Below are 22,063 nucleotides of genomic sequence, written 5' to 3' on the forward strand. Positions count from 1 at the left end.
ATGAAAAAATATATCATTTATATCGGCATACTAATCATTGGCCTACTAATAGGCTGGTTAACTTTTGGAAATACAACACATAATACCGTTACAGAAAGCCAAGAAACGACTCATAATCATAGCGAAGCAGAAACTACAAATGAAATGTGGACCTGCTCTATGCATCCGCAAATTATGCTACCAGAACCTGGAGCATGCCCCATTTGTGGTATGGATTTAATCCCTGCTGAATCTACATCTGAAGGTTTAAAAGTCGATGAATTTAAGCTTACAAAAAATGCTATGGCATTAGCTAACGTAGAGACATCTATTATAGGGAACAATACTATAAAAGCTAATACGCTAACCTTATCTGGTAAAATAATGGTTAATGAAGATATAACCGCAACACAACCCGCTCACTTTAATGGCCGCATTGAGAAATTATATGTAAATTCAATAGGTGAATATGTTACAATGGGTCAAGCCATTGCTAAAGTTTATTCTCCCGATCTAGTTGCAGCACAACAAGAATTAATTACAGCATATCGCATTAAAGAAACGCAACCACAATTATATAAGGCCGTTCGCAACAAATTTAAAAACTGGAAAATCCATGGTTCTCAATTATCAGAAATAGAAACAACAGGTCAAGTAAAAACTGAATTCACTATCTACTCCCATGTTTCAGGAATCGTTTCTGAAATTATAGTTAACGAAGGAGCTCATATTATGGATGGACACCCCATTTTTAAAGTCACAAACCTTGCTACTGTATGGGCCAACTTTGATGCCTACGAAAATCAAATTAGTCAAATTAAAAAAGGCCAAGAAATTGTTGTTAAAACAAAAGCATACCCTAACAAAGAGTTTAAAGCAAAATTAAGCTTTATAGACCCTATCTTAAATACAAAAACAAGAACCGTTGTAGTAAGAGCGGTATTAAATAATAAAAATAAAGATTTAAAACCAGGGATGTTTATAGAAGGGAAGATTGAAAATACAACTTCCGAAAACACTAAACTATTAAGCATTCCATCGTCGGCTGTTTTGTGGACAGGGAAGCGCTCTGTTGTATATGTTAAAACAAATCCAGACGCTCCTATTTTTGAAATGAGAGAAGTTGTTCTAGGCCATCATACTGGTAGCTATTATCAAGTTTTAGATGGCTTAGCAAACGGTGATGAAATTGTGACTAACGGTGCTTTCACAGTAGATGCAGCAGCACAATTACAAGGTAAAAAATCGATGATGAACCAAAAGAAAAGGCAAATGGATATGACAATGTCTTCTATGGATATGTCTTCTGAAAAACATATGGGTGATCACACGACAATGACTAAAAGAATAAAAGTCCCTGTTACATTTCAAGAACAATTAAAAACTGTTTTTGAAGATTATATAACCTTAAAAGACATCTTAATCACAGATAACTCAAAAGAAGTTGTTAAAGCGTCTAAAGCGTTACTAAACAGCTTAAATCAAGTGGATATGACGCAGCTTCCAAACAACAATGCACATATGCAATGGATGCCATTAGAAAAAGAGATTAAATCTGCGGCTAATGCAATAGCTAAAACAACAGCGATTAAAGCACAGAGATTACATTTTAAAGACCTCTCATCGCATTTAACAACAGCTGTTCAGTTATTTGGCATCAATAAAAAAGTGTATCGCCATTTTTGTCCAATGGCAGATAGTAACGAAGGCGCCCACTGGCTAAGTGAAAAAGAGCATATCGTTAATCCATATTTTGGTGGCGCTATGCTAGCTTGTGGCAGTGTAAAAGAAACCATTGAATAACCTAAAAAAGATTCTAAAATGAGTAAAGTTTTGTACATAAAAAATATGGTTTGCAAACGCTGCATCAAAGTCATAAAAGAAGAACTTATAAAACATCATATAGACTTTAACGAAGTCCTTTTTGGCACGATTCATTTCGATACTGAAGTTACTGAATCCTCAAAAAGTAAAATTAACTCGATTCTCGAAAAGGAAGGTTTTGAAATATTGGAAGACAAGGATAAGCAACTTATTAATAAAGTAAAATCGTTACTTATTAATCGTATTCACCATTCTAAGGATCATCATGAAACCAATACTTCAAAAATACTAACCCGTACATTTAATGTAGATTACATAACAATAAGTAAACTATTTTCTGATGTAGAAGGTAAAACTATTGAAAAATATATTATCCATCAAAAAATTGAAAAAGTAAAAGAGTTATTAAAATACAATGAATTAAATCTTTCACAAATATCATACGAGTTAAACTATAGTAGCCCACAGCATTTGTCTCGACAATTCAAACAAGTAACAGGGCTAACTCCGACACAATTTAAGGCCGTTGGAATAAGAAAAACATTAGATGAAATTTAACCAAAATTATGCACAATAAAGCAACCATAATATTGCAATTTCACAGTATAATTAATAAACCATTAAATTTAAAAAAAATGAAAAACATAATTTTAAGTATCGCCATTGTCCTTTTTACCATAACAGCTAGTTTTGGGCAATCTAAAACAACAGAATCTTTTGGAGTTCGTGGTAATTGCGGGTTATGTAAAGTAAACATTGAAAGAGCTGCTAAAAGCGTTACAGGTGTCGCAAGTGCAACTTGGAACATTAATAAAAAGAAAATAGATATTACCTTTGATGCAACAAAAGCCGATTTAAAAACCATCCATAAAGCTATTGCTAACTCTGGTTACGATACAGATTTGGAAAAATCGGATGTTAAATCATACAATAGTTTACCAGGATGTTGTCAATATGATCCCGAGATGGTCATGAATCAATCGAGTGAAAAAAAAACAAACAAGCTTTAAAACTTAGATCTAAAGCTTAATTTATCTTTATTTATAAAAAAATGGACTTATCCTAAATTGGTTTTTAAGTATAGTCAAAAAAAATAGCCCTATGGAAACGACTTATCACATACACGGCATGACATGCAACGGTTGTAGAAACCATGTTAAAAAAATACTCTCTGAAGTTAAAGGGGTTTCTAAGGTTACTATTAATTTAGATAATGCTATTATTGAAATGGAATCAAACATTCCATTAGATCATTTTCAAAAAGCCTTAAAAAAGGATGGTGAGACTTATAGTATCCATAATATTGGGGCACACGTCCCACCTAAAAACACCCCTGTAAAACACAATAACAACGGGACAGGAGTCTTTTATTGCCCGATGCACTGTGAGGGTCATAAAACCTATAATAAAGCAGGGTCTTGCCCTATATGCGGGATGGATTTAGTTGAAGAATTAAAATTAGCCTCAGAAAACACGCAATACACATGTCCTATGCACCCTGAAATTATTAAGGATGAGCTAGGCTCTTGTGGCATATGTGGGATGGATTTAATACCAGTAGTCCCTACTCAAAATAAAAAAGACACGAGTTATTTAAAGCTCCTAAAAAAAATGAAAATTGCGATATTATTTACAATTCCCATTTTTATTATGGCGATGTCCGATTTAATTCCTAACAATCCCTTACCCAAAATAGCATCGCCTATACTATGGAATTGGGTACAATTAGCGCTATCGATTCCTGTAGTATTTTATACCTGTTGGATGTTTTTTGAACGCGCCTGGAAATCCCTCATCTCATGGAACTTAAATATGTTCACTTTAATAGGCATTGGAACAGGCGTTGCATGGTTATTTAGTGTTGTAGCCCTATTATTTCCGAGTGTTTTCCCTGAACAATTTAAAACAGACGCAGGCACTGTTTTTGTTTATTTTGAAGCCACAACAGTTATCTTAACGTTAGTCTTATTAGGACAATTATTAGAAGCAAGAGCACATAATCAAACTAGCGGAGCCATTAAGGAACTCTTAAAACTAGCGCCATCTAAAGCTACATTAGTACATACTGAAGGTGATAAAACGATCGCAATTAACGATATAAAAAAAGGGGATTTATTACGTGTAAAACCAGGAGAAAAAGTCCCTGTAGACGGGAAAATAACTGAAGGGCTGAGTCATTTAGATGAAAGTATGATAACAGGCGAACCCATTCCTGTAAATAAGACAATAAATGATACGGTGATTTCAGGTACTATTAATGGTACAAAATCTTTTATAATGAAAGCAGAAAAAGTAGGTTCAGAGACCTTGCTTTCACAGATTATACAAATGGTAAATACAGCCAGTCGCTCTAGAGCACCTATACAAAAAGTCGCAGATAAAATTGCTAAATTTTTTGTTCCAACAATATTGGTGGTTGCCATTCTTACTTTCATCACTTGGAGATACTTAGGTCCAGAACCTGCTATGGTTTTTGCTTTTGTAAATGCTATTGCCGTTTTAATTATTGCCTGTCCTTGTGCATTAGGTTTAGCAACTCCCATGTCTGTAATGGTTGGTGTTGGTAAAGGTGCTCAAAACGGTATTTTAGTAAAACATGCTGAAGCACTAGAACTTCTTAACAAAATAGATGTTTTAATCATTGATAAAACAGGAACAATTACAGAAGGAAAACCATCGGTTGATAAAGTAGTAAATACTTTAGGGACCTTTGATTCCAAATTGATTGAATACATTACAACGCTTAACCAGTATAGTGAACACCCTATAGCCGAAGCTATAGTCTCCTATGGTAGAAGAAAAAATGTTAGCCCATTAGCTTCTACAAATTTTGAAGTTCTAATAGGCAAAGGCGTTATGGGTACTGTAGCTAATAAAAAAATTGTTCTTGGCAATAAAGAGCTAATGACACAAGTAAATGCCTCCCTTTCAAATGAACTTAACAAAGCTGTAATTAAAGAACAAAACGAAGGAAAAACAGTCTCTTATATTGCTGTAGATGGCAAAGTTAAAGGCTTTGTAGCTATTACAGATGCTATAAAAAAAACCAGCAAGCAAGCGATTAAAATATTACAATCGCAAGGTCTTGAGGTTATAATGTTAACAGGCGATAATAAAAGAACAGCCAAAAATATTGCAAAGGCTTTAAATCTCACTCATTTTCAAGCAGAGTGCTTACCCGAAGACAAATTAAGCATAATTAAAAATTTACAAGCTAAAGGAAAAATCGTTGCTATGGCTGGTGATGGTATTAATGATGCTCCTGCATTAGCCCAAGCCAATATTGGCATTGCAATGGGTACAGGAACCGATGTTGCTATAGAAAGTAGCGAGGTAACTTTAATAAAAGGAGATTTATTAGGTATTATAAAAGCGAAAACACTAAGTGACAAAGTGATGAAAAACATTAAACAAAATTTATTCTTTGCATTTATTTATAATGCACTTGGAGTCCCCGTCGCTGCTGGTTTATTATACCCTTTTTTTGGTGTTTTACTTTCTCCTATGATAGCTGCCCTTGCCATGAGTTTTAGCTCTGTCTCTGTTATTATGAATGCTTTAAGATTAAAAAACATAAAGCTATAATTGCCTTTTGTAATAAAGTTAATGTATTCTTTTACGACTTATTTATACCTCTTTAAAGGTAATTCATGACTATGATTAATGCGTCTTTTTTATAAAATCTAAACGATGTAATAGTCCAATCATGAGTGTATGGTTATTTTCTATTCTGTTTTTATTAAAAAAAAGATGCTGATTCATATACCCTAAGCTCAAAGTAAAACTAGTATTTATAGGCATATCAAATCCGCTATAAACTCTATTTTGTTTAAAATGATTGTGATTAGCATATTTATCTATATCTAGAAATAGTTGATTATAAAATGACATTCCCAGTTTTGTTTTCCCTTTTTCTGAACGTATTATGGGTAGCTTTATCCCTAATATAACGCGCAATCGGTGTCGTGTTATATCCTTTCTAATGCGCTGCTCTAATAAAACGCCATAATTAACCAAAACATTTTGGATTTTATTTTTTAATATTACCTGTTCATAAATTCGATGCTCAGTTCTTTTTTCTTTAACAGGATACGCACCATAGGGGAAAAGTACAATCCATTCATACCCTACACCAAAACTTACATTTTTTAAATATTCATAGCTAATTCCTGTTCGTAATTTGGATTGTTGCCAATCCTTAATGAAGTTATGCCTACTCCAAGAATAGAGTGTTACTATACTCATTTTCTCTGTTAATTTGTATTTTCCAGAATAATACCACCAAGAATTAAACTGGTCTACTTTTTGTCCATTTACATTTAAAATCATAAACGCAAAAAGCAATGTAACTAATGTTTTCTTCATTTTTATAATGCACGCTTCCTTCCTACAAATCGAATTACACTTCCGGCACCATTATGATATTCTCCTTCATTTAAAACCACTTTTACTTCTTCTAGCATCTGGACTTCAAAATCAGGGAAATCCTTTTGAATTTGTACTAAAGAAAATAACATATCCAAATCTTTGGGGCCACCTGCTTTTGGGTTTATTTTTTGAAAATCGATTTGCTTTTTACTAAAGGCTTCAAATATTATTAACCCGCCTGGTTTAAGAAGCTCGATTAATTTTCTGTGAATAGCTGAAATTTTCCAAGCTGAAAAATGAGCATAAATTAAAGCAATAGCGTCAAATGAAGCTTCAGGGAATTCTAAATCTTGTAAATCGCCTACAACATATTTTAAGGAAACACCGTTTGCTTTTGCTAATTTCTCGGCTTTATTTTTACCTTCAATACTTAAATCTGTTGCCGTAACATTCCAACCCAATTTTGCAGCATATACACTATTACGACCTTCTCCTTCCGCAGGCATTAATATTGAACCTACTGCTAGTTTTTGTAGTTCTTCTTTAAAAAAAAGATTGGGTGTTTTACCATAGGCAAAATTCGATTTCTGATATCTTTCATTCCAAAATTGCTTGTATTTTAACGCTGTCGCTTTCTTCATAATTATTGTTTTGTTTTGATATTACAAAACTAGGCAGTGACATCGTGTCTTTAATAGCACAAAATTGAAGTTATCTAGTACTTATATTAAATTTTATTGAAAATAATACTTTGACTGTTTTTTTATTAAGAAAGCTAGTCAAATACTAGTATTATTACGATAAAGGTTTAAGACCTATTTAGTAAAAAATAGGTCTTGAATTCTAAAATCCACAAAAAGTATTCTTATAATTTTGGAAGCGATTTACTCTACAAATCCATTTCCTTAATACTCTTAATACGGTTACGTTCCAAAAAGGCATCTATAGTTTCAAAATGTTCAATTACACGTTGATTTTTGAATTCAAAAACTTTCTGTGATAAGCCTTGTAAAAAATCTCGATCATGAGATACCAAAATTAAAGTCCCGTCAAAATCTAATAAAGCGTCTTTTAACACATCTTTAGATTTTAAATCTAAATGATTTGTAGGCTCATCTAAAATAAGTAGATTAACAGGTTCTAATAATAATTTCACCATAGCTAATCTGGTTTTTTCGCCTCCAGATAACACCCCTACCTTCTTATCTATATCGTCTCCTTTAAACATAAAACGGCCTAATATATTTTTTATCTGAGTACGTATATCCCCTTTAGCCACCTCATCTACTGTTTGAAAAATCGTTAAATCTGGATCTAATAAAGCGGCTTGATTTTGAGCAAAATACCCGACATGTACATTATGCCCCAAGCTACATTTACCTTCAAAATCAATTTCTCCTAAAATAGACTTTAACATTGTAGATTTTCCTTCTCCATTTCGTCCTACAAAGGATACTTTCTCCCCTCTAGCGATAGACATATTAGCATCTTTAAACACTATATGATCGTCATATTTTTTAGTTAAGCCTTCTACAGATACTGGGGAATCTCCAGAGCGTTGTGCCGATGGAAACCGTAATTTTAAAGCCGAATTATCAACTTCGTCTATTTCTATTATTTGTAATTTTTCTAACATACGCTCTCTAGAAGCTACCTGATTGGTTTTAGAATAAGTTCCCTTAAACCGCTCAATAAAGGCTCTATTATCGGCAATAAACTTTTGCTGTTCTTGATACGCTTTTATTTGATGTAATCGGCGTTCTTCCCGTAATTGTAAATAATGAGAATAGTTTGCTTTATAATCGTAAATTCTCCCCATAGTTACTTCTACTGTTCTATTGGTAATATTATCTATAAATGCACGGTCATGAGAAATTACCATAACGGCATTTGCTTTATTAACCAAAAAATCTTCCAACCAAATTACAGATTCTATATCAATATGGTTGGTAGGCTCATCTAGTAAAATTAAATCTGGCTTTTGCAATAAAATTTTTGCCAGTTCAATTCGCATACGCCAACCGCCACTAAATTCACTCGTTAACCTAGTAAAATCGGTTTGCTTAAATCCCAAACCTTTTAATGCCTTTTCAACTTCTGCATTATAATTTACATCTTCTAATGCATAAAAAAGTTCTCCCAGTTCAGATACTTTTTCGATAATAGACATGTATTCGGCACTCTCATAATCTGTTCTAATTTCTAAGGTTTTATTTAAAGCCTCCATCTCATCACGCATTTTAAAGATATGACTAAACGCTTTAGAAGCTTCATCAAAAACAGTACAATTATCTTCCGTCAATAAATGCTGTGGTAAATATGCAATTACGGTATCCTTTGGACAACTTACTTTTCCTCGAGTAGGTTTTTGCACACCAGCTACAATTTTCATCATCGTTGATTTTCCTGCTCCATTTTTCCCCATTAAAGCAATTTTATCATTAGGGTTAATCACAAAATTAACATCGCTAAACAACGTGGTACCACTAAATTCTACTGCTAAACCATCTACTGTAATCATACTATTCTTAGTTTTTAAGATTGCAAAACTAAGAAAAAGACAGAAAGAGAAAAGCCATTATGCATCATTATTACGTATCTAATAATCCATAATAAAATATAACGTCTGTTTTTTTTGAAAAAAAGATTTCAATTACTAAATCTTTGGCTTAAAAATTGATGACTTATGTAACACAAATTTAAAAAGACATACCCATACGGTATACCCAAATTTATTGTAAATGATTAAAACTGAATTTAAACGTATTAGCGAAAAAACAAACGGAAATCTTTCTTATCTAGATAATGAAACCTCTATTGGTGGAGGTATAAAAAGTCCTAAGGTTGTCTATGCTTTAAATATAAATCATAAAGATTATGAAATCGCTATTATAAATCAAACAGGAACTTCTTTAGTCGCTAAAATAACTTGTAATTTTTATGTCCATAGAAAATCATTAAATTTCAACCTTGAAACAAGAACGCATGCCTCTACTTCATTTTCTAGACGTAAAGACCGCTTTATAATTACAAGCACAAACTCTAATTTAAAACTATTTTTTAAAAAAAATGATGCTGTAAAACAACTCAATACTATTGCACAAAAAACAGCTTTCGAACCAAGTATTTATGGAAGATATAATGCTGATGGATACGAATTAATTACCAAGTACCACTTACAATTTGATGACTGGACTCAAGTTATAGAGCCGTTTATAGAGTTTTACAAAGCATTTATTGACACTTTTGCTAAAAAAGCAGCACCTGAAGAAAGCAACAATTTAAAAACTCTAAAAATGGAATACTAGTTTATATTAAGCTCTAAAAAACACGCATAATTCACGCTTTTAAACCATTGCATTTATTAAACTCTCACCGAATACTTTCTTAAAGTTATAAATCGCCTTCCAAAGATTTCAATTATCTTTGCACATTATAATAAAGCCTTATGAGAATTGACATCATTACAGTTTTACCAGAATTATTGAAAAGCCCATTTGAAGCTTCAATATTAAAACGCGCCATAGATGCCAAATTAGTCGAAGTTCACTTTCATAACTTAAGAGATTATACTACGGACAACTATAAAACTATAGATGACTACCAATATGGTGGCGGCGCTGGCATGGTTATGTTAATTGAACCGATAGACAAGTGTATTTCTACTTTAAAAGCAGAACGTAATTATGATGAAGTTATTTATATGACTCCAGATGGAGAAACGCTAAATCAAGGTACTGCAAATTATATGTCCTTACAAAAAAATATTATCATTCTTTGCGGACATTATAAAGGAGTAGACCAACGTGTACGCGATTTATTTGTTACTAAAGAAATTTCGATCGGAGATTATGTGTTATCTGGAGGAGAACTTGGAGCTGCCGTTTTATGTGATGCCATTATTAGGTTGATACCGGGTGTACTCGGCAACGAGACTTCTGCCCTAACCGACTCTTTCCAAGATAATTTATTAGCGCCTCCTATTTACACCAGACCTCGAGAGTATAAAGGTTTAAAAGTTCCAGAACTGTTATTTAGTGGCAACTTCCCAAAAATAGAAAAATGGAGAGAAGAGCAAGCTTACCAACGTACTAAAGAGCGACGTCCAGATTTATTAAAAGACTAATATTAATAAAAACCTACATCATACAACCTAAAAAAAGTAAGCTGATTCATTGTAAATTAACAATTAATACTTACTTTTGCAGCCAATTTCGGGCTAACCTCTGGCGAGATACGTGAATGTTACTCTGAATTAATTTAAAAAAATATAAAGATGGAATCTTTAGTAAAATTTGTACAAGACGAATTTGTAACCAAAAATGAACTTCCTGAATTTTCAGCAGGAGATACAATTACTGTATACTATGAAATTCGCGAAGGTGAAAAATCACGTACACAGTTCTTTAGAGGTGTTGTCATTCAAAGAAGAGGAAGTGGAACTTCTGAAACATTTACAATTAGAAAAATGTCTGGAACTATTGGTGTAGAACGTATTTTCCCAGTAAATTTACCAGCGTTAAAGAAAATTGAAGTTAATAAAAGAGGTAAAGTTCGTAGAGCGAGAATCTTTTACTTTAGAGGTCTTACTGGTAAGAAAGCTAGAATTAAAGAAGTTAGAAGAAAATAATTTAATCTTCTTAAATAATAAAAAAAGCCTGTTTTTAATAAAACAGGCTTTTTTTATTAAAAATACTCAGTATTAACTCACAAGAATTTAATTATTCACATATAAAATGTTAAATAATTTGCTATTCACTAAAAAAGATTATACTTTAGTCATCCGTTATAAGTGAAGTCTTTAATATTTGATTAAATTCTCAATTAAACAACTTATCATTAAAATTGTTTTTTGATGTTTTTTAATACTTGTTTTGATAAAGAACAATGTTTTAAATAGTATAGTAAAGTACGGTAAGTGCTAACAATTTCAAAACAAGTGGTCTGAAAGCTTTAAATTATACCTTAATAAAAGTTATAATATTAAGCACAATGCTTTTGAAGAAGCTATTATAAATAGCAATACATCTAAAACAATTATTTGATGTAAATTAAGTACATTTCAATACATTTTGAAAGTAACTTAAATGCATCATTGATTTAACACCTTTTGAATTGAAAAGATGCTAAATTTATATTTAGGATCGAGTTAGTGAAAGCTAAATAGGTCAGTTGATGTTATTTCAAAGAAAGCCATAACAACCCTAGTTAAATCTATCGTGTTATGGCTTTTATTTTAATAATTAAATCGTTCGTTTAATTTTTTTTAAACATACTATCCATAATAGTATTTATACCTTTAAATGCAAAATAGACTGCTGTAGCACAAATAGCAATAGCCGCAATTAAAAGTGGTATATACAATATTTTTTCTTGATTACTAAAGGCTATATATAATAATGTAGGGCCCAGAAACATTAATAGAAGGGCAATTCCCATTTTTTTTAACCCTTTAAATAAAACCTCTTTATTTGTTCTTTCTGTTTCCATTATTATAGTTCTTTATTGCTGTTCGTACATTAGTATTTTCCTTTAGAAGCTTTTCTGCCTCTTCCCTATTAATTGTTAATTCAGACATAAGCATTTTTATACCTCGATCTACAAGTTTATGGTTACTCAATTGCATATCTATCATTTTATTCCCTTTTACTTTCCCCAATTGAATCATTGTTGCCGTACTTATCATATTTAACACCAACTTTTGTGCTGTACCTGCTTTCATCCTAGAGCTTCCTGTAATAAATTCTGGGCCAACAATAATTTCTATTGGAAATTGAGCTGTTTGAGACAAGGGACTATTTGCATTACAGGAAATACTTCCTGTTATAATATTATTTGAGTTACATTGTTCTAAAGCATTTATAACATAAGGTGTTGTTCCCGACGCTGCTATTCCAATAACAACATCTTTTGTTGATATGTTAAATGCTTTTAAATCTAGCCAGCCTTGGGTCTTAGAATCTTCTGCAAATTCAACAGCTTTCCTTATAGCTGTGTCGCCTCCTGCTATTAATCCTACCACTAATTCAAAAGGTACTCCAAATGTAGGTGGACATTCTGAGGCATCTACAATGCCCAATCGGCCACTAGTCCCTGCTCCTATATAAAATAATCGGCCACCGCTTTTTAATTTCGTTACAATTTGTGAAATTAAACGCTCAATCTCGGGTAACGCTTTTTTTACCGCTAACGGAACTGTTTGATCTTCTTTGTTTATATTGCTAAGCAACTCATTAACACTCATTTTTTCTAAATGATTGTATTTAGAGTCTTTTTCTGTAGTTTTTATAAAATTCATAGCTCAAAAATACGCTTTTTTACTGTGCATTAATACTCATAACTATATCTCGTTATTCACAGCTAAAGAACTTAAAAGCTGTGCTGTAATCTAAAATAATTATTGTACTATATAAGCAAACTCATAAGCTTGTGAAAGCCTAAAGTAACCTAGTGGATAATTATTAGAATCTGTTATATTTATACAGTTTCCGCGAACTGTAGCTGGCTGTGTTTGAAAAGGCCCTCCATCGGTTTGTGTTTGCTGTAATAAAATAAACATAAACTCATAAAATTGCTCTGAGATACCATAATTACTTATAATTAACTCATCACCACTTTTTATATCTTCATTTGAATAAAAGGCAAATATTTGATTTCCATCTGTAAATTCATCTTTATAAACTTCAAATTCTGGGATCAATAATGAAGCGTTTAATACTTCGAAAAAGTAATAATTCTCTATCCCCTCAGGATCTGTATAAAAAGCTTTAATCTCAATATCTTCGCCAGCAAACCCTCCATCATTCTTTTGTTCTATATAATCTATGGGCACTGTAGCAGTAAGCGTTTCTGTAGCCACATAGGTTTCGCCTTCATAGTTTATAGTAAGGGTGTAAGTTTCATTTATTTCTGGAATAAAGCTATTGGTTTTATATATTCCTGTATTCCCTTCTTCCTCAAAATTAAAAATATTACCATTACTATTAGCTATTGAAACTGTGGCGTTATTTACTACTGGCACTTCTGTATCAAAATAAGGCGCGGTTAGTGTCAATATAATCTTTTGTTCATTTCCTGCTGTACCATCTAACCAATTTATAGAAGCATCTATTACTAAGCGAGGTGTAGCAAATGGAACCTCAACCTCTATGACTTCCTCACATGAAACTATTGAAATAAAAAACAGTACTAGATATATTATTTTTTTCATCATTCTAGAATTTAAAATTATAAGTTACTGCGGGCACAGCTCCAAAAATAGATAACCGTGTTGCTTCATTAACCCCTGTTGTTGTATTTTGGGAAAATGTTATGGAAGCGGCATTTTCGCGATTATATATATTGTAAATCCCAAAATCCCAATGGCTTTGCCAAGAACTATTTCGACCTTGAATTGGAGTATAGGTCATTGAAATATCTAAACGATTATATGATGGTAAGCGTGTAGAATTCCTATCGCTATAATTGGGAATACTTATTCCATTAAAAATATATTGACCATTAGGATAGGTTGTTGGTTGCCCTGTTTGAAATAGGAAATTGGCATTAAATTTCCATTTTTTATTAAATTCATAATTACCTGTAATGGATATATCATGTGTTTTATCATAAGCTGTATTATACCAATCGCCATTATTTATTCCTATTTCATTAGGTCCAATCCCCTTAGTTTGCTGTTCCGATTTAGACAATGTATAGGAAAGCCATCCTTTTAAGCGTCCTTCATTTTTTCTAAAAAGCATCTCAAAACCATACGCTCTAGCGCTTCCGTTTAAAATAACTTGCTCAATGGCATCATTGGCTATTAAATCGGCTCCATCAATATAATCAATTCTATTTTTTATAGTTTTATAAAAAGCTTCAACTTCTAATGAATAAACATTTTCTTTAAAATTATTAAAATACCCCACCGCAAATTGATCTAAAAGTTGTGGTTTTACATATTTCCCGCTAGGCGTCCAAATATCTAACGGCGTTGGAGAACTTGTATTAGACAGTAAATGTAAATATTGGCTCATTCTATTGTAGCTTCCTTTTACAGAAGTATGATCACTTAGTTGATAAGCTGCTGAAAAACGTGGTTCTATATTAAAAAACGATTCTATAACATCGCTTCTATTAAAAGATTCTGTACCTATTGGTGTTGCTTTCTCATAAATTTGAAGCGCACTATTAAACACTACAGCTTGATCATTTTCATAAGTATTTAATTGCTCTTGCCCTAAACGCAAAAAAGAACTAGCTCTTAATCCATAAGATAATGATAAGCGTCTAGATATTTTATGCTCAAAATCTAAATATAATGCATTCTCAAAAGCATATTTATTTATAAGTTTTTGAGCATTAATTCCAGAAGTTGGTGTAGAAGGTTCAATCTCTCCAGGATTAAAAGTGTAGTGAATACTATTTAGGCCATACTCCATTTTTAAGGCATTACTTAAATAATGTTTCAAGTCGTATTTGACATTAAAGTTTTTAATTCCTGAATTCCAATCAAACCCTACAAAATCTAGATTTAGGCCATAATAATAATCTGAATAGATCAAAGATACGTTTGAGAATAGTTTATCTGAAAACAAATGATTCCATCTAAAATTAACAATAGTATTGCCGTAGGTATTTTCAAAACTATCAGACAAGCTAAAGACGTCTCTTCCAAAATACCCCGATAGGTAAATATTATTATTGGTATTTATCTTATAACTCAACTTAGTGTTTAAATCGTAAAAATAAGCTTTATTATCAACCTCAAATAAAGGTAAAAACAAATGAGCGTAAGAGCTTCTCCCTCCAAGTAAGAAAGCTCCTTTATCTTTTTTAATAGGCCCTTCTGCCAACAATCTACTAGCCACAATACCAATTCCGCCATTCATATGAAATGTTTTGCTATTTCCTTCTTTTTGATAAATATCTAAAACCGATGATACACGTCCGCCATAGCGTGCTGGTATGCCGCCTTTATATAGTTTCAAATCTTTTATAGCATCTGGATTAAATACAGAAAAGAAACCAAAAAGATGAGAAGAATTATAAACAGTAGCCTCATCCAACAATATTAAATTTTGATCGGCAGCGCCTCCACGAACATTAAAACCTGAAGCCCCTTCTCCTGCATTTGTAACCCCTGGTAACAGTGTAATGGCCTTAATAACATCTGCTTCTCCTAAAACGACAGGTATTTGTTTAATAGTAGAAGATGCTAAGGCATTAACACTCATTTGTGGTTTTTTAATATTCAACTTTTCAATATTCTCTGTTATTACTATCTCATCTAAACTTTCTGTAGATTCTAGTAAACTAAAATCTTTTTTTATATTTTCATTTAGTGTAATTGTTTCCTTTTTATTTGTGTAACCTAAATAACTAATAATTACTTTATAAGTCCCTTTTGGTAAGGTAATGGAATAAAAGCCATATTCATTTGTTATGGTTCCTGTCTTTAGTTCGGGTATTAATATGTTTACTCCTATAAGCGTTTCATTGCTTTTTTCCTCAATAATAGTTCCGCTAAGGGTAAATGACTCTTGGGCAAAGCAAAAGATACTATTACAACATAAAAAGAGGCATAGTAGGATTTTAGTTGTATTCATTTATGAATATTTAGTCTTTGTAATGGTTGATGGGTTTTATCCGCTCGAGTTTTATATTATAAATTTAAGATAAAAGATTATAAAAAAAACTCCCGAAAAGGAGCTTTTTTTTATAATCTTTTGCACGTTATTATCGCTTTAATATACTGTTAAGTGTTACACTTGGCCGCATAGCCTTATTTATTAAATCTTCTTTAGGTTCGTAGTATCCTCCTATGTCTACAGCTTGTCCTTGAATTTCATTTAATTCATTAACAATAACAACTTCGTTTTCAGACAACTGCTTAGCAATTGATGTGAATTCTATTTTCAAAGCAACGTCCTTTGTTTGATTAGCCAAAGCTTCTGCCCAATATAATGCAATATAGAAATGACTCCCTCTATTGTCTAACTCCCCTACTTTACGAGAAGGTCCCTTTTTGTTTTCTAACAACTTTTCTGTAGCGTCATCTAAAGCATCTCCAAGGATTTTAGCTTTTGTATTATTATTAACTTGGCTATAATGTTCTAGCGATACTGCCAATGCTAAAAACTCACCCAAAGAATCCCAACGTAAATGATTTTCGCTGGTAAACTGTTCTACGTGTTTTGGAGCAGAACCTCCAGCTCCTGTTTCAAATAAACCACCGCCATTCATTAAAGGTACAATAGATAACATTTTAGCACTAGTCCCTACTTCTAAAATTGGAAATAAATCTGTTAAATAATCCCGTAATACATTACCTGAAACTGAAATAGTATCCTTTCCATCCTTTATACGCGTTAAAGTAAATTTAGTAGCTTCTATAGGAGATAAGATTCTTAAATCTAAACCGGTTGTATCATGAGCTTTCAAATAAACATTAACTTTCTTTATTAATTCAGCATCATGCGCTCTATTTTTATCTAACCAAAATACAGCTGGCGTTTGTGAAGCTCTTGCTCGGGTAACAGCTAATTTCACCCAATCTTGAATTGGCGCATCTTTAACCTGACACATTCTCCAAATATCTCCTGCCTCAACAGTATGTTCTATTAAGGTTTTTCCAGAAGCATCTATCACACGAACGGTTCCACTGGAAGCTATTTCGAAGGTTTTATCATGAGAGCCATACTCTTCTGCTTTTTGCGCCATTAACCCTACATTAGGCACTGTTCCCATTGTTGTGGGATCAAAAGCACCGTGTGCTTTGCAAAAATCTATTGTAGCGGTGTAAATTCCAGCATAACTACTATCTGGAATAACAGCTTTAGTATCTTGTTGTTCCCCATTTGCATTCCACATTTGTCCAGAAGTACGTATCATTGCTGGCATAGATGCATCAATTATAACATCACTAGGTACGTGTAGATTCGTAATCCCTTTATCTGAGTTTACCATTGCTAGAGCTGGACCATTTTCAAAAGCAGCATTAATGTCTGAAAGTATTGCGTTACGCGTTTCCTCTGGTAAATCACTTAATTTATTCAACAGGTTTCCAAAACCATTATTTACGTCAACTCCAATGTCTGCGAAGGTTTCTCCATATTTAGTAAAAACATCCTTAAAAAATACGCGCACTGCATGTCCAAAAATAATAGGGTCACTTACTTTCATCATCGTTGCTTTCATATGCAATGAAAATAAGACATTATTAGATTTTGCATCTGCTATTTGCTCCTCTAAAAAGCTTAGCAAAGCTTTCTTACTCATTACAGTTGCATCAATAATTTCACCTTGCAGCAATGCTAGGTTTTCTTTTAATGTTGTCACTTTTCCATTAAGATCTGTATGTTCAATCTTTACTGTAGTTGGTGCATTCACTGTTACCGATTTCTCATTATGAGCAAAATCTCCGGCTGTCATTGTTGCAACATGTGTTTTAGAATCGCTAGCCCATTTCCCCATTGAATGTGGGTTTTTCTTAGCATAATTTTTTACAGCTTTTGGCGCTCGCCTATCACTATTCCCTTCACGTAATACTGGATTTACTGCACTTCCTTTAATTTTATCATAACGTGATTTTATCTCTTTTTCTGAATCATTTGCTGGCTCATCTGGATAATTTGGTATTCCAAAACCTTGAGATTGTAATTCTGCAATAGCTCCTTTTAATTGAGGAATTGAAGCACTAATATTGGGTAATTTTATAATGTTAGCTTCTGGTCGTTTTGCCAGTTCTCCAAGAAATGCTAAATCGTCTGAAACACGTTGATCTTCTTTTAAAACCTCTGGAAAAACAGCCAACACTCTAGCTGCCAAAGAAATATCTCTCGTTTCAATGTTTATACCAGATGGCTCTACAAAAGCTTTCACAATTGGTAAAAAAGAACGCGTAGCTAAAGCTGGTGCTTCATCTGTTTTTGTGTAAATAATTTTTGGTGCTTGTGACATATATAAAATGCTTAGTTATTTTTGAAAATTCGTGTTGCGAATATACAAAATTCAGACAGTATTTTAAACTTTGTATCGCAAGCTAGCACCTATTAATAATATACTATTTTTTAGTCTATCAAATTATTAGATTGATAATTTATACCCCTTTAAAATTAAATAATATCAATATTATAGTGTGATAATAATCCTAAGGCATTTTCTTTTGTAAACTTAGCTTGTTTTAATCTATTTCTTTCAGGGTTTATTCTAATATTTTTTGAAGTCGTAAAATCTACTTTTTCAAGAATTGATTTATCAAAAATGGCTTGATAAAAATCACAAGCATCAAACGTTGATTGTGTTAGATCTGTATTAGTAAAATCTACTTGCTCTAATTTACAGTCCATAAAAGTGCTATTCTTTATTTTTAAATTAAAAAACGAAGACAAATTAAGTATACAATTTTTAAATGATACCGAAAATAAAAACGGGTTACAATCGTGAAAAGGCACTCCTAGAAGTTTACAATTCTTAAAAACAACGGTTTTAAAAGCAGTTCCTTTTATTTTTACCAAACTTAAATTACATGCTATAAATTCACAATCTAAAAAAGAAACACTAGAAAGGTAACTATTGCTAAAATCGCAGTTGATAAAAGTACAATTATCATATTCTGCTTCTGGCAATTTATGGATAGTATAATTTTTATTTTCGAAAGTTTTATCTGCAATAAAAGGTAAATTCATTTTATGTTTTTGCTTGCTAATTCTAATTTGGCTATCGATTTTAATTATATTGACCTCCTTCCTTAAATCGAACTACTTTTAATTAGAGAATCTGAGTTATTTGTTGTTTATTCTAATTACGATGCTTCCCTAACTAAAGCTAAATCTTCTTCAAATAATATCAGAAAATTCTCTAATCAAAAACAGCATTAAATAGGGTTAATTTACAAAAACCCCTTATATACTTATTATTTATACTTCATTTTAAAATTAACATCATTACTAAAAACATCTTTCTTCACAATTTCAAAGCAAAAAAAGAACTGATAAGGTCTATTTAGTAAATGTACTAAATAGAGAAAAACATACTAAGAGTTTAATAAAAAATAATTAAAAACATTAAATAAACTTCTTAAAAAAATGAATATCAAGTTTTTTTTACACACACAAATACCTAACAAACAATGCCTTACATATTTTATTAGATATTAGTAAAATTTAATAATAATAATTGGTTACATTTTAACTAATTTTGAGACATACAATATGACCATCATATAGTTTTTGATTTTCATTATTCATCTTAGAAAAAGAATAATGAGTTTCATTTACTAAATAATATAAATTATAAATAATAAAACCCCTTTTAGTATGTCAATGTATAATTACGGTATTGGAGGAAATGAAGTAAAGGTTGATGCAAGTGAATCTATTGCTGATATCCCTTCTAACAAAACTTTATTAATCCAAAAATTAACCAACGAACCTCCTGTAAGCCCAGAAGCAGTCTATGATCTTAAAACGGTAGAAGATGTTTTCGAAAAGTTTGCTCCTAAATTAAATCTTGAGTTTCAAGATGAAAATGGGACAGATGTAAAAGAGACAATGCACTTTAAAAATCTAGGTGATTTTGGCGCCAAAGCTATAAAAGAAAATAGCGATTTTTTAAGTAAACTTAATATTGAAAAAGAACAAAACACAAAAATAACCCGCCAACTTACTTCAAACAGAGGGCTAAAGAAAGCTCTAGATAATCCTGAGACAAGAACCGCTATTGTTGAACTATTACAAGAATCTTTGAAAGAAATCGAAGCTGCAAGTACCAAATAGTTCATTAATCACATTTTAAAATAAGAAAAAATTATGGCAACAAAAGTCCAGGAAAACAAGGCGGCTTCTATTCAAGAAAAAGCAGCACCAAAAGTAGGTTCTTCAATTAATGCTTTAGCAGAATATGGCGGATTTTCATTTTTAGAAAATATAATAGATGGGTTCTCAAACCTAAACCCAAAACGAAAAGCAAGAAGAAATATTTTTCTTAATGACGAGCAATGGGAAACAGAACGAAAAAACCTTTCAAGTAGACTCAATGTATGGATTGATTTATTACAAAGTGGTAAAGATATCGAAGGCATGCTCGATGTAGCAAAAGAGAATGGAACAAGAGCAGATAAAACATTAAATCTAAATTTAAAATCGGCCTTAAAAGCAACAGAAGAACTGGAAAGATCATACCGATCTGTCGCATTGTTTTATAAAAATTCAGAATCTGATAAAGTTAAGAATGTTACGATTTTAAATGCAGATCTAGATCAAATAAAAGATTTAGACAATTCTTTATTTATCGATTATGTCTCTAATGAATTAAAACAAAATTTTGACCGATTAGACCTAAGAGAAAATTACGGTATACTTAGTATCCCTGGGTATTTAGGCTCTAATGCAGTTTTAGATAAATGGTCTAAAATTGCTTATGATAACAAAGCGATACTTGTTACAGATTTTCAAGATTTAGAATCTCCAGATGATGTGGTAGACGTTTTTCATAATGCCAACCATACAGGAGGAGATGTTTTTAAATCAAACACTGTAATGACCTGTAACTGGTTATTAGGCCGAAAGAAAGATAATGTAGTAGGCGAAGAAGAAAATCTCTATGTTCCACCATCTACTGCATTAGCAGGGAAAATATACAGCACATTAATGTCTCAAGTTGTTGCTGGTAAAAAGTTTGGCGGTATTAACGAAGTAGAAAGTGTTCGTTTTGATCTTAAAAAGGGAGAAATCTCCGAATTAGATAAAATGGGATTAGTTCCTATGGTAAATGAGTATAGTAAAGTAATGGCCTTTTCTGCTAAGACACTATTTAATGGTGATAATTTAGGACTACAAACATACTCTGTAGTAAGAGTATTTGATCATATTACTAAAGTTCTTTTTGACTTTTTAAACAGAAGGGCTTTTGAAAACTGGACAACCCGTACAGAAGCAGACTTAAGAAGTCAAATCGTTAAATTTTTAGACAGTATTCAAGGGCCTACAAATTTAATCGAACGCTTTAAGGTTATGAAAATAGAACAAGATCAAAATCAAAAAGATCGTGTTTTATTAGATATACATATCACCCCTTATTTTCCAGCTAAAAGCTTTGTGATTCAATTAGATGGACATAAAGGAGATGGTCCCGAAAGTGCCGAGTGGCATAGCGAATACAAACAGCAATAATAATCTGTTACATTTTTCTTTTATAAAAATTTAAGCTATTTATTTTCAAACTCAATAAGAGAACTACTTACTGCTAGATTAAAATCTAGCAGTAAGTATTCATTACATTTAATTAGAGATCATGAATGGATAACATTCGCCTCTAGTAAGTGATTATTGTAGCTCTTTTGAAAAAGAAACACAATTCGTTAGTGACTTTAATGGTCATGGGCTCGTTTTATTTTGTTATATCTACTTAAGTTATCGTTTTATATTACGTGAAGCCGTATTATAAAACAAATAAAAGATTGATCCTTTTTTTATGAAGCATTTAAAATTACCCATAGGTTTTTCTGACCTTTTAAAAGGGAAAGCAAAAAAAGAGTGCTCTTTAGAAGAGTCTATAGCTCAATATATTATGATGCTAATAATTAGCAGGTATGGAGAAGTCGCTGGAAAAGATGACTTTGGATCGGATATATGGGAGTTAGAGTTTAATCAATTGGTTAAAACATACGAATGGGAAGAAAAAGTAAGGCTCTCACTTGTACATGCAATTAATAAGTATGAAACCAGGCTTTCAGGCATAAAAGTCGTTGTAAATTTAAGCGAGGTCGATACAGATATAGATTCAAAAAAACACTCTCAAATAAGACGTAAAGCAATCATAAGTGTTTCGGGAAGCATTATACAAACTGGAGTCCCTTTTCATTTTGACACAACAGTATATGTAAGCCCTGTATCTCAATAACACCACC

The 22,063-nt window shown here is 32.0% G+C and carries 19 protein-coding genes; 10 read left to right on the forward strand and 9 right to left on the reverse strand.

Going from position 1 to position 22,063, the window contains the following annotated elements:
• From AC2D8I_RS13330 to AC2D8I_RS13345, 4 genes are all read left to right on the forward strand, one after another.
• Positions 1–1,782, forward strand: coding sequence for an efflux RND transporter periplasmic adaptor subunit (locus AC2D8I_RS13330; protein ID WP_484706516.1), 1,782 nt, complete (start codon positions 1–3; stop codon positions 1,780–1,782).
• Positions 1,783–1,800: 18 nt separating this feature from the next.
• Positions 1,801–2,361, forward strand: a complete 561-nt coding sequence (locus tag AC2D8I_RS13335; protein WP_484706517.1) for a helix-turn-helix domain-containing protein — start codon at positions 1,801–1,803, stop codon at positions 2,359–2,361.
• A gap of 77 nt (positions 2,362–2,438) precedes the next feature.
• Complete coding sequence (locus tag AC2D8I_RS13340; RefSeq protein WP_484706518.1) at positions 2,439–2,813, forward strand: heavy-metal-associated domain-containing protein; 375 nt, start codon at positions 2,439–2,441, stop codon at positions 2,811–2,813.
• A gap of 91 nt (positions 2,814–2,904) precedes the next feature.
• Positions 2,905–5,388: a heavy metal translocating P-type ATPase gene (locus AC2D8I_RS13345; protein WP_484706519.1), complete on the forward strand. Its 2,484-nt coding sequence runs from the start codon at positions 2,905–2,907 to the stop codon at positions 5,386–5,388.
• 75 nt (positions 5,389–5,463) lie between these two features.
• On the opposite strand, the gene AC2D8I_RS13350 is transcribed toward AC2D8I_RS13345, so the two are convergent.
• The 3 genes from AC2D8I_RS13350 to AC2D8I_RS13360 all read right to left on the reverse strand — a co-directional run bounded on the left by AC2D8I_RS13350 (position 5,464) and on the right by AC2D8I_RS13360 (position 8,692).
• Entirely contained in the window at positions 5,464–6,168 is a 705-nt protein-coding gene (locus tag AC2D8I_RS13350) for a DUF2490 domain-containing protein (protein WP_484706520.1), read from the reverse strand.
• 2 nt (positions 6,169–6,170) lie between these two features.
• A complete protein-coding gene (locus AC2D8I_RS13355) occupies positions 6,171–6,812 on the reverse strand; it encodes a class I SAM-dependent methyltransferase (protein ID WP_484706521.1) in 642 nt (213 codons plus the stop codon).
• A gap of 248 nt (positions 6,813–7,060) precedes the next feature.
• Positions 7,061–8,692, reverse strand: coding sequence for an ABC-F family ATP-binding cassette domain-containing protein (locus AC2D8I_RS13360; RefSeq protein WP_484706522.1), 1,632 nt, complete (start codon positions 8,690–8,692; stop codon positions 7,061–7,063).
• 220 nt (positions 8,693–8,912) lie between these two features.
• Between AC2D8I_RS13360 and AC2D8I_RS13365 the strand changes: the two genes are divergently transcribed.
• The 3 genes from AC2D8I_RS13365 to rplS all read left to right on the forward strand — a co-directional run bounded on the left by AC2D8I_RS13365 (position 8,913) and on the right by rplS (position 10,801).
• Complete coding sequence (locus tag AC2D8I_RS13365) at positions 8,913–9,479, forward strand: hypothetical protein (protein WP_484706523.1); 567 nt, start codon at positions 8,913–8,915, stop codon at positions 9,477–9,479.
• A 140-nt stretch (positions 9,480–9,619) separates the two neighbouring features.
• The gene (gene trmD / locus AC2D8I_RS13370; protein ID WP_484706524.1) at positions 9,620–10,297 is read left to right on the forward strand and encodes a tRNA (guanosine(37)-N1)-methyltransferase TrmD; all 678 of its coding nucleotides are present in this window, start codon (positions 9,620–9,622) and stop codon (positions 10,295–10,297) included.
• Positions 10,298–10,447: 150 nt separating this feature from the next.
• Positions 10,448–10,801: a 50S ribosomal protein L19 gene (rplS, locus tag AC2D8I_RS13375; RefSeq protein WP_484706525.1), complete on the forward strand. Its 354-nt coding sequence runs from the start codon at positions 10,448–10,450 to the stop codon at positions 10,799–10,801.
• A gap of 626 nt (positions 10,802–11,427) precedes the next feature.
• Here rplS and AC2D8I_RS13380 read toward each other — a convergent pair.
• The 6 genes from AC2D8I_RS13380 to AC2D8I_RS13405 form a co-directional block, all read right to left on the reverse strand.
• The gene (locus AC2D8I_RS13380; protein WP_484706526.1) at positions 11,428–11,661 is read right to left on the reverse strand and encodes a DUF6095 family protein; all 234 of its coding nucleotides are present in this window, start codon (positions 11,659–11,661) and stop codon (positions 11,428–11,430) included.
• Positions 11,639–12,469: an N-acetylmuramic acid 6-phosphate etherase gene (gene murQ / locus AC2D8I_RS13385; RefSeq protein WP_484706527.1), complete on the reverse strand. Its 831-nt coding sequence runs from the start codon at positions 12,467–12,469 to the stop codon at positions 11,639–11,641. Before murQ ends, AC2D8I_RS13380 begins: the two co-directional genes overlap by 23 nt.
• 99 nt (positions 12,470–12,568) lie before the next feature.
• Positions 12,569–13,384, reverse strand: coding sequence for a DUF4249 domain-containing protein (locus tag AC2D8I_RS13390; RefSeq protein WP_484706528.1), 816 nt, complete (start codon positions 13,382–13,384; stop codon positions 12,569–12,571).
• 1 nt (position 13,385) lies between these two features.
• Positions 13,386–15,761 (reverse strand): TonB-dependent receptor, encoded by a 2,376-nt coding sequence (locus AC2D8I_RS13395; RefSeq protein ID WP_484706529.1) that lies wholly within the window; start codon positions 15,759–15,761, stop codon positions 13,386–13,388.
• A gap of 130 nt (positions 15,762–15,891) precedes the next feature.
• Positions 15,892–18,114 (reverse strand): NADP-dependent isocitrate dehydrogenase, encoded by a 2,223-nt coding sequence (locus AC2D8I_RS13400; protein WP_484706530.1) that lies wholly within the window; start codon positions 18,112–18,114, stop codon positions 15,892–15,894.
• A 155-nt stretch (positions 18,115–18,269) separates the two neighbouring features.
• A complete protein-coding gene (locus tag AC2D8I_RS13405) occupies positions 18,270–18,842 on the reverse strand; it encodes a pentapeptide repeat-containing protein (protein WP_484706531.1) in 573 nt (190 codons plus the stop codon).
• 630 nt (positions 18,843–19,472) lie between these two features.
• Between AC2D8I_RS13405 and AC2D8I_RS13410 the strand changes: the two genes are divergently transcribed.
• The 3 genes from AC2D8I_RS13410 (at position 19,473) to AC2D8I_RS13420 (ending at position 22,056) form a co-directional block, all read left to right on the forward strand.
• Entirely contained in the window at positions 19,473–19,931 is a 459-nt protein-coding gene (locus tag AC2D8I_RS13410) for a hypothetical protein (protein WP_484706532.1), read from the forward strand.
• 33 nt (positions 19,932–19,964) lie between these two features.
• Complete coding sequence (locus AC2D8I_RS13415; RefSeq protein ID WP_484706533.1) at positions 19,965–21,326, forward strand: DUF5458 family protein; 1,362 nt, start codon at positions 19,965–19,967, stop codon at positions 21,324–21,326.
• Between the two features lie 301 nt (positions 21,327–21,627).
• Positions 21,628–22,056 carry a GPW/gp25 family protein gene (locus tag AC2D8I_RS13420; RefSeq protein WP_484706534.1) on the forward strand — a complete coding sequence of 143 codons (429 nt, stop codon included), beginning with the start codon at positions 21,628–21,630 and terminating at the stop codon, positions 22,054–22,056.
• The last annotated feature ends 7 nt before the right edge of the window (positions 22,057–22,063 follow it).

Source organism: Lacinutrix sp. YIN62, assembly GCF_057219185.1.